The 26,250-nt window shown below is 67.6% G+C and carries 28 protein-coding genes; 17 read left to right on the top strand and 11 right to left on the bottom strand.

Annotated elements, in window-relative coordinates:
- Positions 1–91 precede the first annotated feature (91 nt).
- Positions 92–1,411 carry a hypothetical protein gene (locus LVB87_RS05745; protein ID WP_232899935.1) on the top strand — a complete coding sequence of 440 codons (1,320 nt, stop codon included), beginning with the start codon at positions 92–94 and terminating at the stop codon, positions 1,409–1,411.
- Here LVB87_RS05745 and LVB87_RS05740 read toward each other — a convergent pair.
- Together LVB87_RS05740 and rsgA are read right to left on the bottom strand one after the other, a co-directional pair.
- Positions 1,377–2,642 (bottom strand): flavohemoglobin expression-modulating QEGLA motif protein, encoded by a 1,266-nt coding sequence (locus LVB87_RS05740; RefSeq protein ID WP_232899934.1) that lies wholly within the window; start codon positions 2,640–2,642, stop codon positions 1,377–1,379. The two genes, LVB87_RS05745 and LVB87_RS05740, sit on opposite strands and share 35 nt — an antisense overlap.
- A 3-nt stretch (positions 2,643–2,645) precedes the next feature.
- The gene (gene rsgA, locus LVB87_RS05735) at positions 2,646–3,752 is read right to left on the bottom strand and encodes a ribosome small subunit-dependent GTPase A (RefSeq protein ID WP_232899933.1); all 1,107 of its coding nucleotides are present in this window, start codon (positions 3,750–3,752) and stop codon (positions 2,646–2,648) included.
- 110 nt (positions 3,753–3,862) lie between these two features.
- Between rsgA and LVB87_RS05730 the strand changes: the two genes are divergently transcribed.
- The 3 genes from LVB87_RS05730 to LVB87_RS05720 are packed head-to-tail and all read left to right on the top strand — an operon-like array spanning position 3,863 to position 6,449.
- Positions 3,863–5,113: an aminotransferase class I/II-fold pyridoxal phosphate-dependent enzyme gene (locus LVB87_RS05730; RefSeq protein ID WP_232899932.1), complete on the top strand. Its 1,251-nt coding sequence runs from the start codon at positions 3,863–3,865 to the stop codon at positions 5,111–5,113.
- The gene (locus LVB87_RS05725; RefSeq protein ID WP_232899931.1) at positions 5,113–5,766 is read left to right on the top strand and encodes an SGNH/GDSL hydrolase family protein; all 654 of its coding nucleotides are present in this window, start codon (positions 5,113–5,115) and stop codon (positions 5,764–5,766) included. The genes LVB87_RS05730 and LVB87_RS05725 overlap by 1 nt, the downstream gene beginning before the upstream one ends.
- On the top strand, positions 5,763–6,449 hold the full coding sequence (locus tag LVB87_RS05720) for a class I SAM-dependent methyltransferase (protein WP_232899930.1): 687 nt from the start codon (positions 5,763–5,765) through the stop codon (positions 6,447–6,449). The genes LVB87_RS05725 and LVB87_RS05720 overlap by 4 nt, the downstream gene beginning before the upstream one ends.
- A 1-nt stretch (position 6,450) precedes the next feature.
- On the opposite strand, the gene LVB87_RS05715 is transcribed toward LVB87_RS05720, so the two are convergent.
- The gene (locus LVB87_RS05715) at positions 6,451–7,227 is read right to left on the bottom strand and encodes a polysaccharide deacetylase family protein (RefSeq protein WP_232900487.1); all 777 of its coding nucleotides are present in this window, start codon (positions 7,225–7,227) and stop codon (positions 6,451–6,453) included.
- Between the two features lie 91 nt (positions 7,228–7,318).
- Here LVB87_RS05715 and grxD point away from each other — a divergent pair, with 91 nt between their 5' ends.
- Entirely contained in the window at positions 7,319–8,242 is a 924-nt protein-coding gene (gene grxD, locus LVB87_RS05710) for a Grx4 family monothiol glutaredoxin (RefSeq protein ID WP_232899929.1), read from the top strand.
- A gap of 14 nt (positions 8,243–8,256) precedes the next feature.
- On the opposite strand, the gene LVB87_RS05705 is transcribed toward grxD, so the two are convergent.
- Genes LVB87_RS05705 through LVB87_RS05695 form a run of 3 tightly spaced genes read right to left on the bottom strand, consistent with a single transcriptional unit; the run spans position 8,257 to position 9,991 of the window.
- Positions 8,257–8,640, bottom strand: a complete 384-nt coding sequence (locus LVB87_RS05705) for a hypothetical protein (protein ID WP_232899928.1) — start codon at positions 8,638–8,640, stop codon at positions 8,257–8,259.
- Between the two features lie 25 nt (positions 8,641–8,665).
- Positions 8,666–9,202 (bottom strand): DUF924 family protein, encoded by a 537-nt coding sequence (locus LVB87_RS05700; RefSeq protein ID WP_232899927.1) that lies wholly within the window; start codon positions 9,200–9,202, stop codon positions 8,666–8,668.
- Positions 9,203–9,214: 12 nt separating this feature from the next.
- On the bottom strand, positions 9,215–9,991 hold the full coding sequence (locus tag LVB87_RS05695) for an AMP nucleosidase (RefSeq protein WP_232899926.1): 777 nt from the start codon (positions 9,989–9,991) through the stop codon (positions 9,215–9,217).
- Between the two features lie 90 nt (positions 9,992–10,081).
- Here LVB87_RS05695 and LVB87_RS05690 point away from each other — a divergent pair, with 90 nt between their 5' ends.
- The 6 genes from LVB87_RS05690 to LVB87_RS05665 all read left to right on the top strand — a co-directional run bounded on the left by LVB87_RS05690 (position 10,082) and on the right by LVB87_RS05665 (position 15,242).
- Complete coding sequence (locus LVB87_RS05690) at positions 10,082–11,488, top strand: amidohydrolase (protein ID WP_232899925.1); 1,407 nt, start codon at positions 10,082–10,084, stop codon at positions 11,486–11,488.
- Between the two features lie 11 nt (positions 11,489–11,499).
- Entirely contained in the window at positions 11,500–12,771 is a 1,272-nt protein-coding gene (locus LVB87_RS05685) for an amidohydrolase family protein (protein WP_232900485.1), read from the top strand.
- Between the two features lie 18 nt (positions 12,772–12,789).
- A complete protein-coding gene (locus LVB87_RS05680; protein ID WP_232899924.1) occupies positions 12,790–13,188 on the top strand; it encodes a DUF1761 domain-containing protein in 399 nt (132 codons plus the stop codon).
- Complete coding sequence (locus tag LVB87_RS05675) at positions 13,179–13,820, top strand: 2-hydroxychromene-2-carboxylate isomerase (protein ID WP_232899923.1); 642 nt, start codon at positions 13,179–13,181, stop codon at positions 13,818–13,820. The genes LVB87_RS05680 and LVB87_RS05675 overlap by 10 nt, the downstream gene beginning before the upstream one ends.
- Positions 13,821–13,887: 67 nt before the next feature.
- On the top strand, positions 13,888–14,832 hold the full coding sequence (locus tag LVB87_RS05670; RefSeq protein ID WP_232899922.1) for a DegV family protein: 945 nt from the start codon (positions 13,888–13,890) through the stop codon (positions 14,830–14,832).
- A gap of 65 nt (positions 14,833–14,897) precedes the next feature.
- Positions 14,898–15,242 carry a hypothetical protein gene (locus LVB87_RS05665; RefSeq protein ID WP_232899921.1) on the top strand — a complete coding sequence of 115 codons (345 nt, stop codon included), beginning with the start codon at positions 14,898–14,900 and terminating at the stop codon, positions 15,240–15,242.
- 1 nt (position 15,243) lies between these two features.
- Here the strand turns inward: LVB87_RS05665 and LVB87_RS05660 are convergent, their stop codons facing one another.
- The gene (locus tag LVB87_RS05660; protein ID WP_232899920.1) at positions 15,244–15,909 is read right to left on the bottom strand and encodes a LuxR C-terminal-related transcriptional regulator; all 666 of its coding nucleotides are present in this window, start codon (positions 15,907–15,909) and stop codon (positions 15,244–15,246) included.
- A 484-nt stretch (positions 15,910–16,393) separates the two neighbouring features.
- On the opposite strand from LVB87_RS05660, the gene LVB87_RS05655 reads away from it, so the two are divergent.
- Positions 16,394–17,080, top strand: coding sequence for an adenine nucleotide alpha hydrolase (locus LVB87_RS05655; RefSeq protein ID WP_232899919.1), 687 nt, complete (start codon positions 16,394–16,396; stop codon positions 17,078–17,080).
- On the opposite strand, the gene fghA is transcribed toward LVB87_RS05655, so the two are convergent.
- Both fghA and LVB87_RS05645 read right to left on the bottom strand, forming a co-directional pair.
- Entirely contained in the window at positions 17,053–17,883 is an 831-nt protein-coding gene (gene fghA, locus LVB87_RS05650; protein ID WP_232899918.1) for an S-formylglutathione hydrolase, read from the bottom strand. The genes LVB87_RS05655 and fghA overlap by 28 nt on opposite strands.
- On the bottom strand, positions 17,883–18,992 hold the full coding sequence (locus LVB87_RS05645; RefSeq protein WP_232899917.1) for an S-(hydroxymethyl)glutathione dehydrogenase/class III alcohol dehydrogenase: 1,110 nt from the start codon (positions 18,990–18,992) through the stop codon (positions 17,883–17,885). The genes fghA and LVB87_RS05645 overlap by 1 nt, the downstream gene beginning before the upstream one ends.
- A gap of 109 nt (positions 18,993–19,101) precedes the next feature.
- Here LVB87_RS05645 and LVB87_RS05640 point away from each other — a divergent pair, with 109 nt between their 5' ends.
- Positions 19,102–20,760, top strand: a complete 1,659-nt coding sequence (locus LVB87_RS05640; protein ID WP_232899916.1) for a hypothetical protein — start codon at positions 19,102–19,104, stop codon at positions 20,758–20,760.
- Positions 20,761–20,763: 3 nt separating this feature from the next.
- Here the strand turns inward: LVB87_RS05640 and LVB87_RS05635 are convergent, their stop codons facing one another.
- Positions 20,764–22,140 (bottom strand): glutamate--cysteine ligase, encoded by a 1,377-nt coding sequence (locus tag LVB87_RS05635; protein ID WP_232899915.1) that lies wholly within the window; start codon positions 22,138–22,140, stop codon positions 20,764–20,766.
- A 218-nt stretch (positions 22,141–22,358) separates the two neighbouring features.
- Positions 22,359–22,958, bottom strand: coding sequence for a ribosome biogenesis GTP-binding protein YihA/YsxC (gene yihA / locus LVB87_RS05630; RefSeq protein WP_232899914.1), 600 nt, complete (start codon positions 22,956–22,958; stop codon positions 22,359–22,361).
- Positions 22,959–23,074: 116 nt separating this feature from the next.
- On the opposite strand from yihA, the gene LVB87_RS05625 reads away from it, so the two are divergent.
- The 4 genes from LVB87_RS05625 (at position 23,075) to LVB87_RS05610 (ending at position 26,239) form a co-directional block, all read left to right on the top strand.
- A complete protein-coding gene (locus tag LVB87_RS05625) occupies positions 23,075–23,836 on the top strand; it encodes a c-type cytochrome (protein WP_232899913.1) in 762 nt (253 codons plus the stop codon).
- A 108-nt stretch (positions 23,837–23,944) separates the two neighbouring features.
- Complete coding sequence (locus LVB87_RS05620; protein ID WP_232899912.1) at positions 23,945–24,574, top strand: thiol:disulfide interchange protein DsbA/DsbL; 630 nt, start codon at positions 23,945–23,947, stop codon at positions 24,572–24,574.
- A 34-nt stretch (positions 24,575–24,608) separates the two neighbouring features.
- A complete protein-coding gene (locus tag LVB87_RS05615) occupies positions 24,609–25,469 on the top strand; it encodes a thiol:disulfide interchange protein DsbA/DsbL (protein ID WP_232899911.1) in 861 nt (286 codons plus the stop codon).
- A gap of 32 nt (positions 25,470–25,501) precedes the next feature.
- A complete protein-coding gene (locus LVB87_RS05610) occupies positions 25,502–26,239 on the top strand; it encodes an endonuclease/exonuclease/phosphatase family protein (protein ID WP_232900484.1) in 738 nt (245 codons plus the stop codon).
- The last annotated feature ends 11 nt before the right edge of the window (positions 26,240–26,250 follow it).

Raw genomic sequence — 26,250 nt, 5'->3', positions numbered from 1 at the left:
TGGGGGGCCGTCGATTCTACCCATCCCCCACTTAGAATCGCGGCTTTCCCCGTGAGCCATGTCCCGGATGGAGCAACGCCCGCACTTCCCGATGCCCGCGATGGCCCCGTTGTGGGTGCTGGCGATCGCCTTCGTGCTCCAGCTGCCGCTCGCGCTGGCCCCCGGCTACTTCAGCCACGATGAGCTGCAGTGGGCCTGGCGCGCGGGCACCGTGGACTTTGTGCCGTGGTGGGATCACCGCGAGACCTTCCAGTTCCGCCCGCTCACCTTCAACCTGTGGATGGCCCTGTCGCGGGCCTTCTTCGACACGCCCAGGGCCTTCCATTCGATCCTGGTGCTGTGGGGGTCGCTGAACGCGGCGCTGTTGTTCGCGGTCGGGCGCCGCTTCGGCATGGGGACGCGGGCCGCGGCCATCGGTGCCATCGGGTTCGTGCTCACGCCCTTCGCGGCCTACGTGCACGGTTGGGTGGCCACCATCGCGGACCTGATCTGGGTCTCCTGCGCGCTCGTGCTGGCCTGGTGCGTGCTGCGCATCGAACGCGGCTGGGTGATCGCATGCCTGGCCTTCGCCTTGTCGCTCTTCGCCATCCTCGGGAAGGAAGCGGCGGCAGCGATCCCGGTGTTGTGCGCGGTGGCGTGGCTGCTCGATCCGGCGCGGCGCGGGCGTTGGGCGGCGGCCACGATCGGTGCGGGCATCGCGATCGCGCTGTTCCTGGCCTGGCGCGCGCCCGCATTGCTGCATGCGCCGCGCGACGGCGGGTCGCAGTACGTGCCGTCGTTGTTGAACGTGCCGGTGCGCTGGTTCGAGTACCAGGTGTTCCCGCCGATCTTCAACCTGCTGGAAGCGCATACGACCTTGTTGCGCACCAAGCCGGTGATCGTCGCGGCGGCGCTGTGGGTCGCGATGGTCGCGGCCTTGTGGCAAGCGCATCGGCGCATCGCGCTGGCCTTCCTGTTCGGCGGATTTGCGGCGCTTTCGCCGGTGTTGACGCTCGGCGTGAGCACCAACCATTACGGCTACGGGTTCGCCGCGGTCAGCGCGATGTGCGTGGCGGCGGCGTGGCGGCATGCCTCGCGGCAGGGGCGCATCGCGATCGCGGTGTTCTCGGCGTTGACCGTGCTCCACGGTGTGTTCGTGATCCTGGCGATCCACCAGGTGGCACGCATCCAGTCGGTGTTCTCGCCTGCGCTTGCGCAGCTCGTGTCTTCGCAGCCGGGCATGGTGCGCCTGCGACCGGCGCCGGATGCGAAGGAATGGATCTTCGTTCGACTGACGCACGAGATTCCGACGTACCACGGCGTGCCGGTGGCCGGCCGCGTGGAGCTCGTCGCTGCAGGGCAGCCCGCGGATTACGAGATCCGCCCCGACGGCAGCCTCATTCCAGTTCGAACAGGCCTTCCGACGCGATGACCTGATCCAGCCGGATGCGGTTGGCGAACAGCGAGAACGCCAGCATTCCCGCCAGGCCGTTCGCGCGCGACACCCATTGCGGCAGGAATTTCGGCGGCACCAGCGCGCCGCAATCGAACATCGGTTCGAATCGCTGCACGTCCGCGAGCGTCATCTTGCCCGCGAACAACATGCGGCACAGGCGCAGCTTCCTCTGGCGCAACGCCCAGCGGAAGAAGGTATGCACGCCGATCAGGCCGCGCACATACACCGTGTCCTTGGTGAAGGCGCAGCCGCCCGTGGTCGGCACGCCGCGGAACACGCGCTGCGCGGAGACGAAGCTCTCCGCCTGCGGGTTGCCGGAGTCGACGAAGTAGCGGAAGACTTCGATGAAGTCCGCGCCCGCCATCGCCATCGACACCGCTTCGATGCGCAGGCTGATGCGCTTCATGCGTTCGATGTCGATGCTGCCGGTGATCTGTTCGGCAAAGGTGGCCAGGCCTTCCTGCGTGGCGGTGGTGCGCGGCGATGACAGCGACAGGCTCTGCAGTTGCGGCTGCTCGCGGCCGTTGAGCGCCGTGAGCGAGTGCACGAAGGCCTCGTGTTCCAGCAGCTGGTGTTTGTCGTAATCGCTGAAGGCCGCGCTCGAACGCAGGCGGATGCGCGTGGCGCCGGCGGCCGCCTTGGCGATCAGCTCGGGGTCGAGCACCACTTCGATCATCCGCTCGTTGAAGAAATCATCGAGCGATGCCTGCAGTTGCAACTGCAGCGCGGTCGCGGAAATCTGCACCTGCTCTTCCGGGGCGAGCAGTTCCTTGTCGAGTTCGTTGGCGATGTCGATGAAGTGGTGCGCGGCTTCGCGGGTGGTCGGGCCGCCGCCGGGCAGCGGCTCGTCCGGACGGCCGAACAGCCGGATCGAATGCGTCATCGCCTCGGGTGTGCCGAGGTTTTCCAGCAGCTCGGCGGCAATGCCCCAGCTGCGCGCGGAGTCGCAGACGTAGTGGCCCAGCGGGTGGTCGCGGTCCGCGGCCTTTTCGACGTAGGCAAGCTCGCGCCGCACTTCGGTGAAGTCGTACTTCGGATATTCGTGGCGCGGCAGTTCGAAAACGCCGCGGTTGTATCCATCCAGGAAGCGCTTCTGCTCGCTCGCTGCCCAGCTCACCATGTTGAGCAGCCGGATGCCGCGCGCGGCCTTGACCATCCGTGCATCGAGCGCCGCGTGGTGGAGGATGTCGTCCGCGAGCTCGACCATGGGTCAGTGCCGTCCGTATTTCTCGTCGAGGCGTTTGTTGAGCGACTTGCCTTGCACGCGCTCGTTGGATTTCTGCTGCAGCCGGTTGGCGAGCTTGTCGGCCGCACCGGCGACTTCGTCGCGCAGCTTCAGATAATTGCCGAAACGGTGTGCATCCAGCGTGCCGGCCTCGATGGCGGCGCGCACGGCACAGCCGGGTTCCTTCGCATGGCGGCAGTCGCGGAACCGGCATTGCTCGGCGAGCGCTTCGATGTCGCTGAAATTCTCCGCGACGTCTTCCTCGCCCGTCGGCTTGAGTTCGCGCATGCCGGGCGTATCGATGAGGCAGGCGCCGGAGGGCAGCGGGATCAGCGCGCGATGCGTGGTCGTGTGGCGGCCGCGCGAATCGCTCTCTCGGACTTCGTTGGTCTTCATCTTCTCGATGCCGAGCAACGTGTTCGTGAGCGTGGATTTGCCTGCACCGGAGGAACCGACGAGCACGACGCTGTGCCCTTCCTGCAGCCAGGGCTCGAGCGCGGACACGCTCTCGCGGTCCTTCGCGTTCACGGCGACGACGGTCACGTCCTGCGACGCCACGCCCGCGAGCGCGGCGCGCGCCATGTCGATGCTGCCGGGCATCGCGGCTTCGGCCTTGTCCGCCTTCGTCAGCACGACGATCGGTTGCACGCCGCTGCCGCCGATGAGCACGAGGTAGCGTTCGATGCGGCGCGGATTGAAGTCGGCATCCAGGCCGCACACGACGAACACCGTATCGATGTTGGCCGCGATCAATTGCTGCTTGTAGTGCTCGCCCGCGGCACCGCGCTTGATCGCGGTCCGGCGCGGAAGCAGCGCCACGATCTTCTTGCCCTGCAGCAGCACCCAGTCGCCGACCGCCGCGCGTTCTTCCGGCGCGATCCCGCCCTTGCGATAGCTCGAGGCGCGCTGCCATTCGGGCGGGGATTCGGCCTTCAGGCCCTCGCCCGGGCCTTCGGCCACCACGTAACCGGAGCGGTGCTGCTCGATCACCCGCGCGGGGCGGGCACCGGGGTGCGCCGAAATCGTTTCCCGCCAGGCAGCGTCTTCGGGATCGCCGGCCCAAGGCCAGCCGATGGCGCGTAGCGGGGTCATGCAGGGCGGTGGCAGGGCGTGCTTTCAGTCATGTGGGCTGGAGTGTAAAGGGGTTCGGCCGCGCGCGGTTTGCCTGTAGGCTGAAGCGCCACTCCGTGCCCAGTTGCCCGATGTCGATGCCCAGCCTGAAGACCCGCGAACGCCTGTCCGAAGTCCGATACGAGATCCGCGGTGAGCTGGCACGACGCGCCCGCGAGCTCGAAGCCCAGGGACGCACGCTGGTCAAGCTCAATATCGGCAATCCGGGCGCGTTCGGGTTCCGCGCGCCGGAACACCTGCAGCGCGCGATCGCCGATCACATCGCCGGCACCGATCCCTACACGCACCAGCAGGGCCTGCCGGCCGCGCGCGAGGCGATCGCGGCCCACCATCGCAAGCGCGGGACGCCGAATGCCTCGCCCGAGCGCGTGTTCGTCGGCAACGGCGTGAGCGAACTGATCGACCTCAGCCTGCGCGCGCTGCTCAACCCGGGCGACGAAGTGCTGCTGCCCTCGCCCGACTATCCGCTGTGGTCGGCGGCGACGATCCTCAACGACGGGCGGCCGGTCTATTACCGCTGCCTGCCGGAGAACAATTTCCTTCCGGATCCCGAAGAGATTGCCTCGCTCGTGTCGCCGCGCACGCGCGCGATCGTGCTGATCAATCCGAACAACCCGACGGGCGCGACGTATCCGCGCGCGTTGCTCGAACGCATCGTCGCCATCGCCGCGAAGCATCATCTGTTGTTGATGTCCGACGAGATCTACGACGAGATCCTGTACGACGAAGCGACGTTCCAACCGCTCGCACCGCTCGCGGGCGACGTGCCCTGCCTGTCCTTCGGTGGCCTGTCGAAGGTGCATCGCGCGTGCGGCTGGCGCGTGGGTTGGGCCGTGCTCAGCGGCGATCCGCTGGCGAGCGGCGACTTCCACCATGCAATGGACCTGCTGGGTGCGCTGCGCTTGTGCGCGAACGTGCCGGGGCAGTTCGCCATCGAGCAGGCATTGCATGGTGAGGAAACGATTCGCGCATTGACTGCGCCGGGCGGTCGACTGCACGACACGCGCGCTGCGCTGATCGACTGTTGCGAGCGCAGCGACCATCTGTCGCTGGTGGCTCCGCAAGGCGCGCTGTATGGATTCCCGGCGGTGGTGGGCGCGGCGGCGGAAGGCTTCGACGACCATGCCTTCGCGCTGGAAATGCTGGAACGCGAGGACGTGCTGATCGTGCCGGGCTCGAGTTTCAACGTCCCCTTCCGCAACCACTTCCGCGTGACGCTGCTGCCGGAAGCGAAGGTGCTGCGCGATGTGTTCGCGCGCATCGAACGCGTGCTCGCGCGTCGCGCCGAGGCTGCCGTCGCGCGCAGGAGCGCGGTGGCCTGATGGCGACGAAGGCGACGAAGGCGAAAGTCTCCGTGTTGCCGAGCGGCATGCGTTACCTGGCGCTGGGCGACAGTTACACCATCGGCGAAGGCGTGGAAGCCGCGGGCCGCTGGCCCGTGCAGCTCGCCACGGCCTTGCGCGAAGGCGGCGTCCCGCTGCGCGATCCGCGCATCATCGCCACGACGGGTTGGACCACCGACGAGTTGTGGAGCGCCATCGACCTGGCCGAGCCGCTCGGCCACTGGGACCTGGTCACGCTGCTGATCGGCGTGAACAATCAGTATCGCGGGCGCAGTGTGGTGGACTACAAGCGCGAATTCACCGAACTGCTCGACCGCGCGATCGGCTTCGCGCGCGACCGCAAGGACCGCGTGATGGTGCTGAGCATTCCGGATTGGGGCGTCACGCCCTTCGCCGTCCACGAAGCCGGCAACCGCGGCAACATTGCGGCGGAGATCGATGCGTTCAACGCGGCGGCCCGTGCGGTGTGCGAACAGCGGGGCGTCGCCTTCGTCGACATCACGCCCACCAGCCGCGATCGCGGCGGTGAAGCGGACCAGGTAGCCGAGGACGAACTGCATCCTTCCGCAGCGATGTATACGCGCTGGACCGAGCTCGCCCTCCCCGTCGCGCAACGTCTTCTGAACGCATGACCGCGGCGACGCTGCCGGCCGGGGACGCGTTGCGCATCGCGCGCGCCTTCCTGCCGGAGCGGTGGTACGGCAATCGCTACCACTACTACTACACGCGCGCGAAGCTGCGCAGCGATCCCTTGTACCCGGGTGTGATCGATGCGCTGCGCGGGACTTCGCAGCCCGTGCTCGATCTCGGCTGCGGGATCGGCCTGCTCGCGCATGCGTTGCGGGCGAGCGGGATCGCGCTGCCGTATCGCGGCGTGGACAACGATGCGACGAAGGTTACGCAGGCCCGTCGCGCGGCGCAGCGTGCGGAATTGCACGGTGCGGCGTTCGATGTCGTCGACCTCGCCGCGGGCATGCCGTCGCATTCCGGCAGCGTCACGATCCTCGATGTGCTGCAGTTCGTCCCACCGGAAGCGCAGGACGCCATCCTCGAAGCAGCGACCGCCATGATCGCGCCGGGCGGCGCCCTCGTGATCCGCACCGGACTGGATGACGGCAGCGCGCGGGCCCGCACGACGCGCGGGGTCGATGCGCTCTCGCGCATCTTCGGCTGGATGAACGCGGGACCGAAGCGTTATCCGGATGCCGATGCGTTGCGCGCGCGGTTCCAGTCCGCGGGGCTGCGTGCGCGCTTCGATCCGTTGTTTGGCGACACACCATTCAACAATTGGCGGATCGTCGCGACGCGCGATTGATTCAGTCGGGGCGATCCAAGCGATATCCGAGCGCGCGCAGTCGCTCCAGTACCAGGCGCATCACTTCCACGCTGTTCCCGTGCTTCGCGCCTTCGTGCATCAGCACGATCGCACCCGGTGCCAGGTTGCGCTCGATGCGCGCCACGACGCGTGCGGGATCCGCAGCGAGCGCGTCGTAACCCCGCGCACTCCAGGCCACGCGCGTCATGCCGTGTTCCTTCAGCACCGCGGACACGAAGGGATTCGCCATCCCCACCACGGCGCGGAACCAATGCGGCGTGGTGCCGGTGAGTTCGCGCAGCGTGGTTTGCGTGCGCTGGATTTCCTCGCGCATGCGCGCCGGCGGCAAGGCCCAGAACCAGGCCTGCGGATGCGTCGCACTGTGGTTGCCGATGCCGTGCCCGCGCCAGGCGATCTCGTGCACCAGCTCGGGCCGCGCCTTTGCGCGATCGCCGACGAGGAAGAAGGTGGCCTTCGCATGGTGCGCATCCAGCAGGTCGAGCATCGCGCGCGTGTCGTCCGAGGGGCCGTCATCGATGGTGATCCACGCGACGCGCTCGGTGGTCGGCAGGCGCCGCAGCACCGGGCTGAACAGGGCCGACCCGGGCTTGAGCGTGCCCCACCAGAACGGCGCATGGGACAGCACCATCACGGGCAGGCCCACCCGCCAGCCGAAGCGCACCCAGATCCAGACGACCAATACCTGCGACGCCACCAGGCACCACGCCCAGACGTGCGGGAAGCGGGGAACGCGGCGCAGGGCGTCGGAGGCGAGCACGGGTCGATGATCCACGATTTCGTGACCTGAGCGAACGAAGCCGGCCCGGGCGCTAAAATGGCGGTCCCCCAAGCAGTTCCTGGATCGCCCCATGTCCCTCGACCCCGCCCTCCGCAGCCGCATCTCCACCCTGCTCGCGGACAACCGCGTCGTGCTCTTCATGAAGGGCCATCCGCAGTCGCCGCAGTGCGGCTTCTCCGCCAAGGCCGCGGGTGCGTTGAATGCCCTCGGCATCGAGTACGCGCACGTCGACGTGCTGGCCGATCCGGAAATCCGCGAGGGCATCAAGCTCTATGGCGACTGGCCGACGATCCCGCAGCTGTACATCGGCGGCGAACTCGTGGGCGGCAGCGACATCATCGAGCAGATGGCGAATTCGGGCGAGCTGCATGGCGCGCTCGGCCTGGCGCCGCCGGACCGCACGCCGCCGCGCATCGAGATCGGCGCCGCTGCGATCGAGATGCTGCGCAACGCGATCAAGGACGCGGGTGGTGATGTTGTCGTGCGCATGGACATCGATTCGCAGTACCGCACGCGCTTGCACCTGGCGCAGGCGGATTCGAATGCGGTGACCGCGGAATTCGACGGCATCCGCGTGCAATTCGACCTCGCCGGCGCGCGCCGCGCCAACGGCCTGCGCATCGACTGGGCCGACGACGAACGCGGCCGCGGCCTGGTCATCGAGAACCCGAACGCGCCGGCGCCGGTGCGCAACCTGTCTGCCGCCGATGCGAAGGCGCGGATGGAAGCCGGCACCTTGCGCATCGTCGACGTGCGTCCTGGCGAAGAACGTCAGCTCGCGTCGGTGACCGGTCCGGTGCTGACCTTCGACAATGGGCTCGATGCCATCGAGGCGCTGCCGAAGGACACCGCACTGGCGTTCCTCTGCCACCACGGCAACCGCAGCCAGCAGGCGGCGGAGCATTTCCGGCAGAAGGGATTCCGCGAGGTTTACAACATCGCGGGTGGGATCGAGGCGTGGGCGGATGTGGATGCGGGCGTCGCGCGGTACTGAGCGACGCCGTCCGCTTACTGCGTGAACGACACTTCGAACGAAATGTAGAAGGGCGCCTTCGCCGGAATGTAGAACGGCGCGCGCGACAGTTTGTCTTCCATGCACTTCGCGAGATTGGTTTCCGCGTTTCGCCAATGCCGCGTGACCTTGCCGCTCGCGTCCAGCTCGAGCACGACGATGAACGGCGCGGGCTTCTCGTCGCTGCGGCACGCATTCGCCGCGCGATCGAGCACGCCGGACTGCGAGTTGCGCAGCATGGTCGAAGCGACCTTGGACATCGCGGCCTCGTCGGCATCGGCGAGGGCCTTGGCGGCGGGGTAGTCGAGCGTGGGCGCAGTAGTCGGCAGCGCGACTGGGGCACCCGCCGTGGCGGCGAGAAGCATCAGCAGAGTGATCATCGGCAGATCGTAAGCACATTCGACGTCAGAACCCACCCCCTTCCCGCAAATACGCGAACTCCGCCGGCGTACTCTGCCTCCCCAACGCCGCATTCCGATGCGGGAACCGCCCGAACTTGCGGATCACCTCGTAGTGCTTCCGCGCCCATCCATCCGGATTGGGCCCCGGCAGCTCTGCATGCAAGCGCAGCGAGAACTCCTGGTCGTCCAGGTCTTCCGAATGTTCGAACGGCAGGTAGAAGAAGATGCGCAACTGCGCATCCACCTGCTTGTCATGCCCCGCGGCCACCGCCTGCCGCGCGAAATCCCGCGCCAGCGGATCCGTCGCAAACGCATGCGCCGTATCGCGAAAAATGTTCCGCGGGATCTGATCCAACAACAGCAACAACGCCAACGCCTCGTCCGGCGTCTCGATCCACGCATCCAACGTGCGCAGCGCCGCCGCGAAATGCGCATCGAAGAAATTCGCCTCGCACTCCCGGTCGAAGGCCGCGCCGCCGTTGAACCATTTCTTCGGCCCGGCCTCGCGCCAGAACGACACGATGTCGATCGCGTCCAGCATTCCCCGCCCCCTTTATTCGTCGAATCGCAGATGGCGCACGGACTTGCCGTGGCGCCGGATCAATCGTAGTGCCTCGATGCCCACCTGGATGTGGCGCTCGACGAACTCCCCGCTGACGCGCGCGTCGGACGCTTCGGTCTTCACCCCTTCGGGCACCATCGGTTGGTCGCTGACGAGCAACAATGCGCCGATGGGAAGCCGATTCGCGAAACCCGCGGCGAACAGCGTCGCCGTTTCCATGTCGATCGCCATGCAGCGCATCGCGCGCAGGCGCTCCTTGAAGGCTTCGTCGTGTTCCCACACGCGCCGGTTGGTCGTGTAGACCGTGCCGGTCCAGTAATCCAGGCCCATGTCGCGGATCATCGTGGACACCGCGCGTTGCAGCGCGAATGCCGGCAACGCGGGCACTTCGGGCAGCAGGTAATCGTCGGAGGTGCCTTCGCCGCGGATCGCCGCGATCGGCAGCACCAGGTCGCCCAACTGGTTCTTGCGCTTCAGGCCGCCGCACTTGCCGAGGAACAATACCGCCTTCGGCATGATCGCCGAGAGCAGGTCCATCATCGTCGCGGCATTGGGGCTGCCCATGCCGAAGTTGATCATGGTGATGCCGTCGGCCGTCGCGCTCGGCATCGGGCGGTCCATGCCCACGACCTCCGCGCCCGTCAGTCGCGCGAAATGGCCCAGGTAGCCGCCGAAATTGGTGAGCAGGATGTGCTCGCCGAAGCCGTCCAACGGGACGCCCGTGTAGCGCGGCAACCAGTTTTCGACGATCTGCGGCTTGTCCTTCATGCACGCGATTCTGGCACGGGTGACGAACGGCAGGCTTGTGGCCTGCAAGCCACCAAGGCTAGCGTTCGGGGGCTACCAAGGGGAGCCATCATGATCAAACCGATTGCCGCCGCCGTCGCCGCGGTCCTGCTGGTCGGCTGCGCCACCGGTCAGGTCAAGGACGACAAGGGTGCGTCCACCACGACGACCAAGCCGAGCTGGCTCGACGATCCATATCCGAGCACCTACCAGCGCGTGCCTTCGCCGCCGGTGCTGATCACGGGCGCCACGGTGCTCACCGGCACGGGCACGCGCCTGGACAATGCCGACGTGCTGCTGCAGGACGGCAAGATCGTCGCGGTCGGCACGGGCCTGGAAGCGCCGGCCGGTGCGACGCGCGTGGATGCGCACGGCAAGTGGGTCACGCCCGGCATCATCGACATCCATTCGCACCTGGGCGTGTATCCGAGCCCCGGTATGAGTGCGCATAGCGACGGCAACGAAGCGACTGCACCGGTCACGCCCAACGTGTGGGCCGAGCATTCGATCTGGCCGCAGGACCCGGGCTTCCTCACTGCACTCGCTGGCGGCATCACGAGCCTGCAGGTCTTGCCGGGCTCGGCCAACCTCATCGGCGGCCGCGGCGTCACCTTGAAGAACGTGCCGTCCACGACCTACCAGGCGATGAAATTCCCGGGCGCACCGTGGGGCCTGAAGATGGCCTGCGGCGAAAACCCGAAGCGCGTGTACGGCAACAAGGGCGGCCCGGCGACGCGCATGGCGAATGTCGCCGGCTACCGCGCGGCCTTCATCGAAGCCGCCGATTACATGAAGAAGCTCAAGAAGGCCGGAGGCGACGGCAAGGGCGACGGCGACACCAAGCGCGACCTGAAGAACGACACCCTGGCCGGCGCGATCAACGGCGACATCCGCGTGCACATCCACTGCTATCGCGCGGATGAGATGACCACGATGCTGGATCTCGCCAAGGAGTTCGGCTTCAAGATCTCCGCCTTCCACCATGGCGTGGAGGCCTACAAGATCGCCGACCGCCTCGCCGCCGATGGTGTGTGCGGTGCACTGTGGGCCGACTGGTGGGGCTTCAAGATGGAAGCCTTCGACGGCATCCAGGAAAACATCGCGCTCGTCGACCGCGCGCCGAACGGCTGCGCGATCGTGCATTCGGATTCCGAGGAAGGCATCCAGCGCCTCAACCAGGAAGCGGCGAAGGCGATCGCGAGCGCGCATCGCGCCGGCATGGACATCCCGCCGGAACGCGCGATCCGCTGGCTCACGCAGAACCCGGCGAAGGCCATGGGCATCCTTGACATGACCGGCACGCTCGAGCCCGGAAAGATGGGCGACTTGGTGGTGTGGAACGGCAATCCCTTCACCGTGTACGCGAAGGCCGAGCAGGTCTACATCGACGGTGCACGCCTGTACGACCGCAACGATCCGTCGCGGCAACCGAAGTCGGACTTCATGCTGGGTCAGAACGTGCGCGGAGGTGTGCAATGAATCGCCCCACGATGACCAGGGCGCTCGTCGCCGCATGTGCGCTCGCGCTGTCGGGTTCAGTGTTTGCGCAGGACGTGCTGATCCGTCACGCGAAGGTGCATACCGCGACCGCGAAGGGCACGCTCGACAACGCCGACGTACTCGTGCGCAACGGCCGCATCAGCGCGGTCGGCACGGGCCTGGCTGCAGGCAATGCCACGGTCGTGGAAGCCAACGGACGCGAGCTCACGCCGGCGTTCTTCGGCGGCATCACCGACATCGGGCTGGAAGAAGTGTCGGGTGAACAGACGACGGTCGACAGCGCGCAGTCGCTCGGCGCCGGCACGCACGAGATGACGGTGCGTCCTGAGTTCGACGTCACCCTCGCCTTCAATCCCGCGTCCGTGCTGATTCCCGTGGCGCGCGTGGAAGGCCTGGGTTGGACGATGCTGTCCGCAGGTCCCACCGAAGGCGGTTCGATCATCGGCGGCCAGGGCGGCGTGGTGCGACTGGACGGCAGCATGGAGCCGGTGGGGCCGCGCGCCTTGTTCGTGTCGATCGGTTCGGGCGCCGCGTCGATGACCGGCAATTCGCGCGCGGCGCAGTGGATGGTGCTCGACCAGCTCGTCGACGAAGCGCGCGGCCGCATCGCGCCGGATTCGAAGTTCGCGCTGCTCACGCCCGCCGGGCGCAAGTCCTTCGCGCAGTTCCTGGATCGCCGCGGGCTGATGGTGTTCAACGTCAACCGCGCCTCCGACATCGTGCAGTTGCTGCGCTGGAGCAAGCGCCAGAACGTGCGCGTGGCCGTGGCGGGTGGCGCCGAAGCGTGGGAAGTCGCCGACCAGCTCGCTGCGGCGAAGGTGCCCGTGTTCGTCGACACGCTGGCCGACCTGCCGCAGGACTTCGACCAGATCGGCGCCACGCTCGATAACGCCGCGCGCTTGCGCACGGCGGGCGTGCCGGTGGCGATCCTGGGTGCGGGCTCGCACCACGCGCGCAAGGTGCGGCAGATGGCGGGCATCGCGGTGGCGAACGGGTTGCCGTGGGAAGACGGCCTGGCCTCGCTGACGCGCGTGCCGGCGGAAGCCTTCGGCGTCGCCAATGATTTCGGCACGATCGCCCCGGGCCAGCGCGCCGACCTCGTGCTGTGGGACGGCGATCCGCTCGATGTCACCTCGCTCGCGCAACAAGTGTGGCTGGGCGGGCAGGCGGTGCCGATGCGTTCGCGCCAGACCGAACTGCGCGACCGCTACATGCACGCGCCGAATGGGTTGCCGCGCGCGTATCCTGCGGGCTCCGAGTAATCGCCGGGGAGCGATGCCATGCATGAACATTTGAACTGGTTCGCGATCGTCGCCGCTGCCGTGTCCGCCTTCGTATTGGGCGGCCTCTGGTACGGCCCCTTGTTCAAGCATGCATGGTGTCGCGAAGCGGGCATGGACCCGGATGCGAAGCCGAAGGGTCATCCGGCGAAGACCTTCGGCATCGCCTTCCTCGCGGCGTTGATCGCGGCCTACGGATTCGCATGGTTCGTCGGACCGGCGCCGGACGTGCACCGCTCGATCCACATGGGCCTGTTCGTCGGCGCGATGTTCGTGGCGATGAGCTTCGCCATCAACTACGCCTTCGCCCAGCGCAGCCTCAAGCTGTGGCTGATCGATGCGGGCTACCACACGCTGCAGTTCGGGTTGTACGGCCTGATCCTGGGGCTGTGGCACTGACCGTGAGCGACGCGCTGCGCTGGTATTTCGATTTCCTCTCGCCCTTCTCCTACCTGCACTGGCAGAAGGTGAAGGTGCTGCGCGCCTCGCATGTCGTGGAGCCCGTGCCGGTCGTCTTCGGCGCGGTGCTCTCCGCCTGCGGGCAGAAGGGGCCGGCTGAAATCCCGGGCAAGCGCGAGTTCACCTATCGCCACGTGCTGTGGCAGGCGCGCGCGGAAGGCGTGCCGCTGACCTTCCCGCCGTCCCATCCGTTCAATCCGCTCGGCGCGCTGCGCGCGTGCATCGCTGCGGGGAGCACGGCCGATGCGGTGGATGCGATCTTCGACTGGATCTGGCGCGACGGCCGCGCCGTCGACACGGAGGCAGACCTGCAACCTTTGCTCGACCGCCTGGGTGTGTCGCGGGCGTCCGTCGACGCACCGGACACCAAGGCCGCGCTGCGCGCCAACACCGACGCCGCCATTGCCGCGGGCGTGTTCGGCGTTCCGACCTTGCAGATCGGCCAGGCGCTGTTCTGGGGCAACGACGCCCATGCCTTCGCGCTTGCTGCACTGCACGATCCGGCGTTGCTGGCCGATGCGGACATGCAGCAGATCTCCACGTTGCCGGTCGGTATTTCCCGCAAGGCCTGATTTGCGCTAGTTTCCACGCTTCTTCGCGGAGGGACCCGCGCACAACGCAGCTTTGGCGGAGGGTTCCATGCGGATTGGCTTGGTGGTGGATTCGGCGTGCGACCTGCCCGACGATTACCTGCGACGCAACGGCTTCACGATCCTCCCCATCACGGTCCGCATCGGCGACGAAATCCGCGAGGACCAGCGCGACGAAAAGGTCGCCCTCGACTTCCTCCGAACGCACATCGCCGAACAGGGCGCGGGCGCGGAAACCATGCCCTTCAGCGTGGAGCAGATCACCGACCTGTTCCTCAAGCGCCTGGTGATCGACTACGACTACGTGTTCTGCATGACGATCACGCGGACGCGCAGCCCGATCTATGACAACGCGCTGCAGGCCAGCTACGCGATCCTCAACGAATACCGCGGGCCGCGTTCGTCGGCGGGGCATGACACGCCCTTCGCCTTGCGCGTGATCGACACGCAGACGCTGTTCGCCGCGCAGGGCATCACTGCCGTCGAAGCGGTGCGCCTGATCGCCGCGGGCGAAGGCGCACCGAAGATCCGCGCGCGCCTGGAAAACCTCGCGCTGCACACCTACGGCTTCATGATCCCGCGCGACCTGTATTACCTGCGCGCCCGTGCGCGCACCAAGGGCGATCGCAGCGTGGGGCTGGTGAGTGCGGCGCTGGGCTCGGCGCTGGACATCAAACCGGTGCTGCGCGGGTATCGCGGCGCGACCGAGCCGGTCGGCAAGATCAAGGGTTTCGACAATGCGGTGCAGCGCCTGTTCGCGCATACCGCCCAGCGCGTGCGCAAGGGCCTGATGACGCCCACCGTGTGCCTGAGCTATGGCGGCGAGCTCGACGAAATGCGCGCCCTGCCCGGTTACGAGGACCTGCGCGTGACGTGCCAGAGCTACAACGTGGAGCTCTACGAGAGCGTGATGAGCCTGACGGGCATGGTCAACGTCGGCAAGGGCGCACTCGTGGTGGGCTTCGCGTCGGAGCCGCACGCGTTCGAAGGCTGAGGCGTTGACGCCGCGCTGTCGCGGCGCCGACGATGCTGGGGCCCATCGACCAAAGGAGCTGGCCCATGGCAACCCGGTATTACCTGTCCCTGCCCGATCCGAAGCAGGCGCGCGGCGGCGATCCGCGCACGTCCTTCAGCGCGAATGGCGCGGAGGAATTCGCGACGCAACTGCAGGATGCCTTGCGGACGCGTTCGTTGTTCGAACGCTGGAGCAGCACGCAGGACGATCCCGACGATGTCGACGAAGCCCTCGCGGCCACCGATCCGAGTGCGACGGTGACCGGCGCGCAGCACGACCTCCGCATCGATCTGGTCGCGACCACGTCGCTGGCCGGCAACATCGTGAAGCATCGCCTGCGCCTGCTCGCGGGCAATGGCTGGGAATTGCGGGACGTGACCTCGGCCTGAGCTACTGCGCCTTGGTGTCGCCCAGGTGCGCGGCGAGCAGCGCCATGCGTCCGTGGACGCCTTCGCGTTCGAACACATGATGCAGGTGGGTCTTCACGGTCTCGGGGCTGATGCCGAGCTGGCGCGCGATCTGTTTGTTGCTCATCCCGCGTGCGGCCCAACGCACGATTTCACGCTGGCGTTCGGTGAGCGCGGACCAGTTGCCGTGGTGGTCCGTCGCGCCGTGCAAGGGCGGTTCGGGCAGCGGCGAGGGCGCGGGCACGTCGGTGCCCTCATGCAAGGCATCCAGCAGGAGGTCCGGCGCCACCACGAACAGGCCGGACTCGGCAGCGCGGATCGCGCGCATCACGGTGTCGGGCGAATCGTGCTTGTCCAGGCAGGCATGGCCCTGGCTTTCGACGCAGTGCTGGAGCGCCGCGACGTTGGGATGGCGATAGAAATACAGACGACGCGGGGCAGGCAATTGGGGCTTGCGGCGCTCGCGTTCGACACCGGGGTCGTCACCGTCGAGCAACAGCAACGCAGGCGTGCCAGGGCGCTCGACGCGCTTTTCGGCGGGCGCGAACGCGCCCAGCCAGTCGAGTTCACCCCGCATCGCAAGCAGGCGCTGCATCCGCGCGCGCCATGCAGCATCCAGGCCAATCACCAGCACGGGCATTGCAGCCATCAGGAGGGGCTCTCCCTAAGTCCCAGGACATGCGGCGTCCCCTCCACGCCGGCTATCCCGGTAACGCCGGGGCCATGCGAAACCGGACAGATGCGTGATCCCCTTCTCGCGCGATTCCCGACGCGCGACGTTGGGAGGATGCTGCAAGCCTGCCAGTTGTCCCAACTGAGCAGTATCGCTCTCGCCGCGTGTTCCCCCTTCGCGCGGCGGACCTGGGCGGCGGTCCATTTCCCCCGGACCGTCGCCCCTTTTTTTGGTCAGACCACCGAGCGCAGCGCTGCGAGGAACAGCAACGCAAACACCGCGCCGAGCGCGAAGACCACGATGCGAAGCGCGCGGCCGAAATTGGGCGAATGCATGTAGGACACGAAACCGACTCCACGAGGTGCGCCTTGCCGCCAATGCTCCAAAGGCCCGACCCGGGTTTTTGGGCACTGATCCGCACTCGTGGCGCACCTCACGCCGCGAATGTGATGATGCGGGAATGGAACGATTCGAACGCGCCGTCCTCCTCAGCTGGAGCGGCGGGAAAGACGCCGCCTACGCCCTGTACGACCTGCGCCGGCGCGGCGAGTTCGATGTCGTGGGACTGGTGACGACGGTGACGTCCGGTTACGAGCGCATCGCGATGCACGGCATTCGCCGCGACCTGCTGGCGGCGCAGGCGCAAGCGACCGGACTGCCGGTGATCGAGGCCGTGATTCCGCCGCAGTGCGACAACGCGACGTACGAGGCCGCGTTCGAACAGGCGCTGGCCCAGGCGCGCGAACGCTGGCCCGGCCTCACGAACATCGCATTCGGCGACCTGTTCCTCGCCGATGTGCGCGCCTGGCGCGAAGCCCTGTGCGCGCGCCTGGGATGGACGCCGGTGTTCCCCTTGTTCGGCAGCGACACCACCGTGCTAGCCCGCGAGATGATCGACAGCGGGCTGCAGGCGTCGTTGTGCTGCGTCGACACGGAGCAACTCGACGCGAGCTTCAGCGGCCGTGCGTTCGATGCCGCGTTGCTCGCGGATTTGCCCGCAAGTTGCGACCCCTGCGGTGAGAACGGCGAGTTCCACACGCTCGTGCACGCCGGCCCGATGTTCTCGCATCCGATCGCCATCGAACGCGGCGGGTCGGTGTTGCGCGACGGGCGCTTCGCTTACACGGACTTCAGGGCCGTGGCGTGATGCGCGATGTGCTCGCCCACGAACGAAGCGACGAAGTAGAAGCCGTGGCCGTAGCCGGGCCGCATGCGCAGGTCCAGCGCATGGCCGCCTTCGGCGCACGCGGCGCGCAGCAGGTCCGGTTGCAGCCGGTCCTGCAGGAACGGGTCTGCGTCGCCCTGGTCCACGCGCAGTTGCAGGCGTTGCGTGGACTTGCGCAACAGGTCGCAGGCATCCCACTGGCGCCAGGTGTCGGGGTCGTCGCCGAAGTAGGCCGCGAAAGCCTTGCGGCCCCAGCCGCGCGAGGCCGAACAGATCGGCGCGAGCGCGGACACGCTGCGATACATCCCGGGATGGCGTAGCGCGCAGATCAACGCGCCATGCCCGCCCATCGAATGGCCGGTGATGCCGCGCACGTCGCTCGCGGGGAACGTGCCTTCGATCAATGGCGGCAGTTCCTGCGTCACATACGCGTGCATACGGTACTGCGCCGACCACGGAGCCTGCGTCGCATCGACGTAGAAGCCCGCGCTCGTACCGATGTCGTCGCCTTCCGCATCCGGCACACCTTCGCCGCGCGGGCTCGTGTCCGGCGCGACGAGGATCAGCCCATGCTCCGCCGCGTAACGCTGCGCGCCGCCCTTGGTGATGAAGTTCTGTTCGGTGCAGGTGAGCCCCGACAGGAAATACAGCACGGGGCAGCGCCCGCGTTGCGCCTGCGGGGGCAGGTACACGCCGAAGCGCATCTCGCACGAGGTCGACGTCGCCTCGTGCGCCCACACCTCCTGCGTGCCGCCGAAACTGGCGTGCGATTCGATCCTGCGCATCAGAAATGAATGACCGTGCGGATGGACTTGCCCTCGTGCATGAGGTCGAAGGCTTCGTTGATGCGATCGAGCGGCAAGGTATGCGTGATGAAAGGATCGAGCCGGATCTCGCCGCGCATCGCCTCCTGCACCATGCCGGGCAACTGCGTGCGGCCTTTGACGCCACCGAAGGCCGTGCCGCGCCACACGCGGCCCGTCACCAGTTGGAAGGGTCGCGTGCGAATTTCCTGCCCCGCGCCCGCCACGCCGATGATGACGCTCTCGCCCCAGCCCTTGTGGCAGCACTCCAGCGCGGAACGCATCACGTCGACGCTGCCGATGCATTCGAAGCTGAAGTCCACGCCACCGTCGGTCATCTCGACGATGACCTCCTGGATCGGCTTCGCGTGGTCCTTCGGATTGACGAAGTCGGTCGCGCCCATGTCCTTGGCGAGCGGGAATTTCGAAGGATTGGTGTCGACGGCGATGATGCGGCCAGCGCGCGCCTGCTGCGCCCCCTGCACCACCGCGAGCCCGATGCCGCCCAGGCCGAACACCGCGACGCTGTCGCCCGGCTTCACCTTCGCCGTGTTGTGCACGGCCCCTATCCCGGTGGTGACGCCGCAACCGAGCAAACACACTTTCTCCAGCGGCGCCTGCGGATCGATCTTCGCCAGCGAGACCTCCGCGCACACGGTGTATTCGCTGAAGGTGCTCGTGCCCATGTAGTGGTACAGCGGCTGGCCTTCGAACGAAAAGCGCGAGGTGCCATCCGGCATCACGCCCTTGCCCTGCGTGGCGCGCACGGCCTGGCACAGGTTGGTCTTGCCGGAACGGCAGAACTTGCACACGCCGCATTCGGCCGTGTAGAGCGGAATCACGTGGTCGCCCGGCTGCACGCTGGTGACGCCCTCGCCCACTTCCACCACGATGCCGCCGCCTTCATGGCCGAGCACGGCGGGGAACAAACCTTCGGGATCGTCTCCGCTGAGCGTGAACGCATCGGTGTGGCACACGCCGGTGTGCGTGATGCGCACGAGCACTTCGCCGGCGCGCGGCGGTGCGACGTCGATCTCCACGATCCTGAGCGGCTGTCCCGGGGCAAAAGCGACGGCGGCGCGCGATTTCATCGGGGCACTCCGGCAGGGGGAACGCGAACGCTACCGCAAATGGATGCGGCCGTTGTATCGGGCTTGTTTCGTTATGGCGTCTGACTCCCCCGGTCCAAGGTCGCCGCCCATGCGCTGCACGCTCGTCGCCACGCTCGTCGCCACTGCCCTGCTCGCCGGCTGCGGAGGCAGTCCCGCGCCGCGCGCGGATGTCGCTGCGGTCCCCGATACGGCGCCGCCGCTGTTCGAGACCTTCGGCAGCCTGCATCGCGACATCGGCTCCAGCGTCCCCGCAGCGCAGCGCTACTTCGACCAGGGCCTGCGTCTGGCCTATGGCTTCAACCACGAAGCGGCCGGGCGCGCGTTCGAGGAAGCTGCGCGGCTGGATCCCGATTGCGCCATCTGCGTGTGGGGCCAGGCGCTCGTGCTCGGGCCGAACATCAACCTGCCGATGGATCCGGCACTCGCCTCGCAGGCGACGCAGCTCGCGCGCAAGGCGCAGTCGCTGTCCGCGCATGCGAAGCCGGCGGATCGCGCGCTGATCGACGCGCTCGTTGCGCGCTACTCGGATCCGTCACCCGCCGATCGCGCGCCGCTCGATCATGCGTATGCCGATGCGATGGCGAAGGTCGTCGCGCAGTTCCCCGAAGACGACGACGCGCAGGCGATGTACGCCGAAGCGCTGATGGACCTGACGCCCTGGAATTACTGGACGGCCGGCAAGCCGAACCCGGACACGCCGAAGATCCTCGGTGCGATCGAGACGGTGCTCAAGCGCAATCCGCAGCACATCGGTGCGATCCATTACTACATCCACGCCGTCGAGGCCTCCGACAACCCGGGGCGCGCTGAAGCGCTCGCCGATACGCTTGGCAAGCTCGCGCCCGGGTCTGGCCACCTGGTGCACATGCCCGCGCACATCTACATCCGCACGGGCCGTTACAACGACGCGACGCTCGTGAACTTCAGTGCTTCCAAGGCCGACAAGGATTTCCTCGCGGTCTGCCACGGCACCAACGGCATGTATCCGCTCGGCTACGTGCCGCACAACTGGCACTTCGCCACCCTGAGCGCGGGCCTGATGGGATCGCGCACGCTCGCCACGCAAGCCTCGGAGCAAACGTTGCAGCGCGCGGACATGGCGAAGCTGGACGAACTCAACTTCATGCAGCACTTCGTGGTGGTGCCGATGCAGACCGAGGTGCGCTTCGGGCAATGGGACGCGATCCTCGCGCGCACGCAATCGCCTGCGCCGCAGCCCTACGTTACCGGCATCTGGCATTTCGCGCGCGGCATGGCACAGCTGCGCAAGGGCAACGTGGCCGAGGCGAAGAACGACCTCGCCGCGCTGCAGAAGCTCGCGGACGATCCGGACATGGTCAAGATGATGCTCGGCACCACCAACACCGCCGGCGCCCTGCTGCAGGTCGGCGCAGGCGTGCTGCGCGGCGAGATCGAATCGACGCAAGGCAAGCACGACGCGGCCATCGCGACGCTGCGCAAGGCGGCGGAGCTCGAGAGCAAGCTGACCTACAACGAACCCGCGGACTGGCCGCTGCCCGTCAGCAACTACCTGGGCAATGCGCTGTTGCGTGCGAAGCGCCCCGCCGAAGCGGCAAAGGCGTTCCAGGACGATCTGCAGATGTTCCCGAAGAACGGCTGGGGCTTGTTCGGCCTCGCGCAGGCGCAGGAGGCGATGGGCGACAAGCAGGCCGCGGCGGACACGCGCACGCAGTTCAAGGCAGCCTGGCAGTGGGCCGATACGGAGCTGCAGGCCGCGGTGTTCTGACGCTTAGTACGCGAACTCCGCGAACACGCGATCGATGTCGCCGGCCCACGGGCCTTCGTAGAGCGCGAGCTTGCGCTCGGCCGGCGTCTGGTTGGCTTCGGCCGATTCGATCAGCGGATCGAGGAACACGCTTTCGTCCGAACCGCTGCGGTTGCGTCGCGCGCGGCGCTGCAGGCCGGCGGACGAAATCTTCAGCGCTTCGATCGCGAGCTCTCGCACCGTGGCCTTCGTGTTGCCCAGGCGTGCCGGCAGCTTGAGCGCGTGGCGCGGCACGCCGTCGCGCAGGGCGTGGCGCTCTTCGCGCGAGAAGTCCTTCACCAGGTCCCAGGCCGCATCCAGCGATGCATCGTCGTACAACAGGCCGACCCAGAACGCGGGCAACGCGCAGATGCGATTCCACGGACCGGAATCCGCTCCGCGCATCTCCAGGTACTTCTTCAGGCGCACTTCCGGGAACGCGGTGGTCATGTGGTCGGACCAATCACGCAGCGTCGGCAGCGTGCCGGGCAGCACGTCGAGCTTGCCGTCCATGAACTTGCGGAAGGACTTGCCCGAGGCATCGAGGTATTCGCCGTTGCGGTAGGCGAAGTACATCGGGACGTCGAGCAGGTAATCGGTGTAGCGCTCGAAGCCGAAGCCGTCTTCGAACACGAAGTCGAGCATGCCCGTGCGATCCGGATCGGTGTCGGTCCAGATGTGCGAGCGATACGACAGGAATCCGTTGGGCTTGCCTTCGGTGAACGGCGAGTCGGCGAACAGCGCGGTCGCGATCGGCTGCATTGCGAGCGACACGCGGAACTTCTTCACCATGTCTGCTTCGCTGGCGAAGTCCAGGTTGACCTGCACCGTGCAGGTGCGCGTCATCATGTCCAGGCCCAGGTCGCCGCGCTTGGGCATGTAGGCGCGCATGATCTTGTAGCGACCCTTCGGCATCCACGGCATTTCGTCGCGGCGCCACTTGGGCTGGAAGCCCATGCCGATGAAGCCCAGGCCGAGTTCGTTCGCGACCGTCTTCACCTCGGCGAGGTGGCCGTTGGTTTCGCGGCAGGTGTCGTGGATCGATTCCAGCGGTGCGCCGGAGAGTTCGAGCTGGCCGGCGGGTTCGAGCGTCACGCTCGCGCCGTCGCGGGTCAGGGCGATGGTGCGGCCGTGCTCCTGCACGGGCGTCCAGCCGAAGCGGACCAGACCTTCGAGCAGCGCTTCGATGCCGCGCTCACCGTCGAAGGTGGGCGGGCGCAGGTCGTCGTTGCGGAAGCCGAACTTCTCGTGCTCGGTGCCGATGCGCCAGTCGGCGCGCGGGCGGGCGCCACTCGCGAGGTAATCGACCAGTTCGCGGCGGTCGGTGACCGGTAGTTCGGCGACGTTGCTCAGGCTCGACATCGACGGCTCTTCGTGGGGGCGGCGAGTGGGGGAATCCCCGGGAACACAGGGGGCCCGGTCGCCGCGCTGGCGGGCACTATAGGCCCGGCAACGTCGTGCGAGTCGTCACGCGATTGGGACACTGCTGTTCTGCCGCTGGCCTTGTGTTGCAGTGGCGGAATCGTGTTCAGGTTCCCGGCGCACCCCCGTTCGACTGGGGGCAACGCGGGATCTGGCGTTTACAGGCCGAGCCAGCGCGCGGCGACCGCGCGCAATTCGTCCACGCCTTGCTTGGACTCGGCCGAGAAGGTCTGCACCGAGACCGAGTCGCCCCAGATGCGCGAGAGCTCCATGCGCACGGCCTGCAGCGTGTTGCCGCCTGCGCCGCGCCCCAGCTTGTCGGCCTTGGTCAACACGGCATGCGCGGGGATACCGCGGTTCACCGCGTAGCCCAGCATCTGCCGGTCGTAGTCCTTCAGCGGGTGGCGGATGTCCATGATGACCACCAGGCCCTGCAGCGCCTCGCGCGTGGAGAAGTAGCCGTCGAGGAACTGCTGCCAGTGCGCCTGCAGGTCCTGCGGCACCTTGGCGTAGCCGTAGCCCGGCAGGTCGACCAGGTGCTTGAGCGGGGCCACTTCGAAAAAGACGAGCTGCTGGGTACGGCCCGGCGTCTTCGACACGCGGGCGAGCGCGTTCTGCTGGGTCAGGGCATTGAGTGCGCTGGACTTGCCGGCGTTGGAGCGGCCGGCGAACGCGACCTCGGCACCGGCATCGGGCGGCAGCTGACGGAAGTTGTGCGCCGAAAGCGCGTAGCGGGCGCGGGCAAACGGATTGGACATGTGCACAGGATCGCATGCGGGGGTGTCGAACGGTTTGACCCGCTGCCGCACGGCCGTCGATAATCCCGCGCCTTGGCGGGCGGAACTGCCCGCGATCTCGTCTTTCGGAGCTTTGCATGCGCCACGCACGCGTCCTGCGCTATGTCGGCCTGACCGCGGCCCTCGCCGTCGGCGCCGCCGCTTTCGCCCAGTCCACGGTGACCCCGGTTGCCCCGGAGGCTCCGGTGGAAACCAAGCCGCTGGTGGAAGCCAAGCCGGTGTGGGGCGATGCGAAGAAGGGCGCGACCAAGGCCGGCACCTGCGCGGCCTGCCACGGCCTGGACGGCAACCCGAGCGACGCGCAGTACCCGCGCCTGGCCGGCATGCCGGAGCGCTACATCGCGCACCAGCTCGAGCTGATCAAGGGTGGCCAGCGCACCGGCGGCATGGCCGCGGTGATGAAGCCTTTCGCCGACGCCCTGAGCGCGCAGGACATGCGCGACCTCGGCGCCTATTTCGCGACGCAGAAGGCGGGCGCCGGCGTGGCCGACGACACCGCGATCGCCGATGGCCCCAACAAGGGCATGAAGTTCTACGAAGTCGGTGAGCGCCTGTACCACCAGGGCGACTACGCCCGCGGCATCCCGGCGTGCATGGCGTGCCACGGCCCGTCGGGCGCCGGCAACCCGGGTCCGGCGTTCCCGGCCCTCGCCGGCCAGCAGTCGGCCTACGTGCAGCGTCGCCTCGAGGAATACCGCACGGGCACGACCACGCAGACCGATCCGCACCTGTTCAACATCATGGCCAAGGTCGCGCAGCCGCTGACGGACGAAGAGATCCGTTCGCTCGCCAGCTACGTCCAGGGCCTGCACCATCGCGCCGACGAAGCCACGCAGTAAACGCGCGCGGAACTCCCCGTCGCGCAAGCTGTCGGAGTGTCCACGACCTTGATCAGTACGCCGGCCCCACACTGAGGCCGGCGTTTTTTTATCCGGATGACCCTACGCATGATCCGTCGTTTTGCGCTGCTGCTTGCCCTGCTGCTGCCCCTGTCCGCCTTCGCGGCCTCGCCGGCGCCGGCACCGCTGGTGGAAGGCGTGGATTACGACGTGCTCGCCCAGCCGGGCACGCTGATGCCGACCAAGCCCGGCGAAGTCGAAATCGTCGAAGTCTTCGCCTACACCTGCCCGCACTGCGCGCACTTCGCACCGATGGTGGAAGAATGGAAGGCGAAGTTGCCGACGAACGTGGTGCTGCGCCTGACCCCGCCGGGTTACAACCCTGCCGATCCGCTGGAGCGCGCGTACTTCGCGTCCCAGGAGATCGGCACGCTGGGCCTGACGCACCTGCAGACCTTCCAGGCGATCCACGAAGCGCATGATCTGCCGCGCAACCCGACCGATTCGGAGCTCACCGCGTACTACACGACGCTCGGCGTCGACGCGGCCAAGTTCCAGGCGGCGCTGGATGGTGCGAAGGTGATGCAGCGCATGCAGGCCGCCAAGCAGTTCTCGCTGCGCATCGAACTGCCGGGAACGCCGACGATGGTGGTCGCCGGTCGCTGGCGCGTGCTGGGCAAGTCCTACGAGGACATGCTGCGCATCGCCGCCGCGCTCGCGACCAATCCGCCCAACTGATCCAAACTCGCTGCATCAGCCAGAGGACCGACCGATGACCCGACGCCTTCTCCCCCTGCTGCTCGTTGCGCTCGCCGCGTGCAGCCAGTCGAACACGCCGCCTGCCGCCGCCCCGACCGCAGCCGCCACCGCCGCACAGCCGGCCAGCGCAGACGAACCGGCCGCCAGCGCCTCCTCCGCGGCGCCCGCCACGGCGACGACCGCCGCCGCTGCCGCGAATCCGTCTGCCGATGCCGCCGCTGCGAACGCGCTCGCCAGTGCGAACAATCCCGACGGTCTGGTGGAAGGTCGCGACTACGAGCTCGTGAAGGATCCGGAGCCGTGGAAGCCGCTCAACGGCAAGATCGAAATCGTCGAAGTCTTCGGCTACGTCTGCCCGGCCTGCGCCGCGTTCGATCCGCTCGTGTCCGCGTGGAAGGCCAAGCTTCCCGCCGACGTGCGCTTCAGCTACGTGCCCGCGCCCTTCGGCCCCGAGTGGAATCCCTACGCGAAGGCCTTCTACGTCTCCGAGGCCATGGGCCTGGTCGACAAGACGCACAGCGCGCTGATCCATGAAATCCACGTCACCCAGACGATGCCGGGCGAAGGCGACAAGCCGGACGAGCAGAAGATCGCCGATTTCTACGGCAAGTACGGCGCCAACCCGAAGGAATTCCTGAGCACGATGAACTCCTTCTCGGTGGCCGGCCAGGTCAACCGCGGTCGCCAGTTCATGATGCACGTGGGTGCCAACAGCACGCCGACGCTCGTCGTGAACGGCAAGTATCGCGTGATGGGCAACAGCTTCGAAGACATGCTGCGCAACGCCAGCCAGCTGATCGCACGCGAACGCGCCGCCGGTGGCGCCGCCGCCGCTGCGCCGGCCGCGGCGACGACCGCGCCGTCGAAGGGCTGATCCACGGGACGATGGGAAAGCGCCGCCTCAAGCTGCTCAGCGCCAACATCCAGGCCGGATCGAGTACCCGGCGCTACACCGACTACGCAACGCGCAGTTGGTCCCACGTGCTGCCGGCCGGCAACAAGCGCGGCAGCCTGGATGCGATCGCGCAGCTGGCGGGCCAGCACGACATCGTCGGCCTCAACGAAAGCGACCCGGGCAGCCTGCGGTCCGGGTTCACCAACCAGACGCATTACCTCGCGCAACGCGGCGGCTTTGCGTACTGGAGCCACCAGCCCAACCGCAGCGTGGGCGGCGTGGCCTCGAGTGCGAACGGGCTGTTGTCGAAGCTCGAACCGGTGGAAGTCCACGACCATCCCCTGCCCGGCCGCGTGCGCGGACGTGGCGTGTTGCTCGCGCAGTTCGGCAACGGGCGCGACGGGCTCGCGGTGGCGGTGGCGCATCTCTCGCTCGGCGCGGGCTCGCGCGCCTCGCAGATCGACTTCATCGCCGACCTGCTGCACGACCATCCGCACGCGATCCTGATGGGCGACTTCAACTGCGATCCGGATCGTCCGGAGATGCAGTCGCTGTACAAGCACACGCGCCTGCAGCCGCCCGCGATGTGCGTGCCGACCTTCCCCAGCTGGCGCCCGCAGCGCGCGATCGACCACATCCTGACGACGAGCGACCTGCAGGTGGCGAACATGGAAGCCTTCGCGGCGGCCTATTCGGACCATCTCGCGCTCGCCGCGGAGATCGACGTGCCGGATCACGCGCTGCGCTGATTCGCGGCCGG

This window comes from Lysobacter sp. KIS68-7 (assembly GCF_021284745.1).
Classification (GTDB): Bacteria; Pseudomonadota; Gammaproteobacteria; order Xanthomonadales; family Xanthomonadaceae; genus Noviluteimonas.
This window is presented reverse-complemented; position numbering and strand designations above follow the sequence as displayed.